This window comes from Mycolicibacterium arseniciresistens, assembly GCF_030519285.1.
In the GTDB taxonomy this organism is placed as follows: domain Bacteria; phylum Actinomycetota; class Actinomycetes; order Mycobacteriales; family Mycobacteriaceae; genus Mycobacterium; species Mycobacterium arseniciresistens.
Map to the genome: position 1 here is coordinate 1 of NZ_JAUMSQ010000529.1, position 1,471 is coordinate 1,471.

Annotated in this window: 1 protein-coding gene and 1 pseudogene; both read left to right on the plus strand. The window is 74.6% G+C overall.

Annotated elements, in window-relative coordinates; translation table 11 throughout:
• Positions 1-256 (plus strand): annotated as a pseudogene (locus tag Q2100_RS31265) (septum site-determining protein Ssd); the annotation flags it as partial.
• Entirely contained in the window at positions 253-1,419 is a 1,167-nt protein-coding gene (locus tag Q2100_RS31270; RefSeq protein WP_302917129.1) for a TadA family conjugal transfer-associated ATPase, read from the plus strand. The pseudogene Q2100_RS31265 and the gene Q2100_RS31270, both read left to right, overlap by 4 nt.
• Positions 1,420-1,471: the final 52 nt, after the last annotated feature.

Here is a 1,471-nt window from a genome sequence, read left to right on the forward strand (position 1 = left end):
CGTCGTGCCCTGGCTGACAGGTATGAACCCGAACGTCGGCGCGGTGGTGCGCGGTCCGTCCCCCGGCGGGCTGTCGGCGCGGGAGGTTGCGCGGGCAGCCGGACTGCCACTGCTCGCGGCGATGCGACCGCAGCCCGGCGCCGCCGAGCGCCTCGAACAGGGTGGCATGCGACTGTCCCGGCGGTCACCGCTGGCGGTCGCCGCGGGCAGGGTCCTCGCTGTGCTGCAACACCATCCGTCGATGGAGGCGGCATGACGGCCTCGCTGCTCGACCGGGTCCGCGAGCGGCTCGCGACGGAATCGGCCCCGCTGCACCCGAACGTGGTGGCCGCCGCCATCCGGGCGGAATCCGGCGGCGTGCTCGGCGACACTGAGGTGCTGCGCAATCTGCGGCTGCTGCAGACGGAGCTGACCGGTGCGGGCATCCTGGAGCCGCTGCTGTCCGCCGAGGGCACCACCGACGTGCTCGTCACCGCACCCGACGCGGTGTGGGTCGACGACGGGGAAGGGTTGCGGCGCAGTGCCGTCCGCTTCCCCGACGACGCGGCGGTGCGCCGGCTCGCGCAGCGGCTGGCACTGTCCGCGGGCCGACGGCTCGACGAGGCGCAGCCGTGGGTCGACGGTCAGCTGTCCGGGCTGGGCGCAGGCCGGTTCACCGTCCGGTTGCATGCCGTGCTGCCTCCGATCGCCGCCGGAGGCACCTGCCTTTCCCTGCGGGTGTTGCGCCCGGCGACACAGGATCTCGCGACGTTGACGGCTACCGGCACCATCGCAGCGCCTGCCGCCGCACTGCTGCGCGACATCATCGACGCCCGGTTGGCGTTCCTGGTCTCCGGCGGCACCGGTGCCGGGAAGACCACGCTGCTGGCGGCGATGCTCGGCGCGGTCGCCGCGGGCGAGCGGATCGTCTGTGTCGAGGACGCCGCCGAACTCGCCCCGCGCCACCCGCATCTGGTGAACCTGGTGGCCCGGTGCGCGAACGTGGAGGGCATCGGCGAGGTCACGCTGCGCGACCTGGTCCGGCAGGCGCTGCGGATGCGGCCGGACCGGATCGTGGTCGGTGAGGTGCGCGGGGCCGAGGTCGTCGACCTGCTCGCGGCGCTGAACACCGGCCACGACGGCGGCGCAGGCACCGTGCACGCGAACAACCCGGCCGAGGTCCCGGCCCGGCTTGAGGCGCTCGGCGCACTCGGCGGGCTCGACCGGGCCGCGCTGCACAGTCAACTGGCGGCGGCCGTGCAGGTGTTGTTGCACGTCGGACGTGACCGCTCCGGCACCCGCCGGCTGACCGAGATCGCCGTCCTGCGGTCCGCGGACGACGGCCGGGTCCGGGCGGCGACGGCGTGGCGGGCCGACTCCGGATTCGGTTGCGGCGCTGAGCGGTTGCGCCAGCTGATCGACGATCGGGGGCGATCGTGACGGCCGCCGCACTGGCGCTGGCGGTGGCCGTGCTGATCGCCCCGGTGTCACC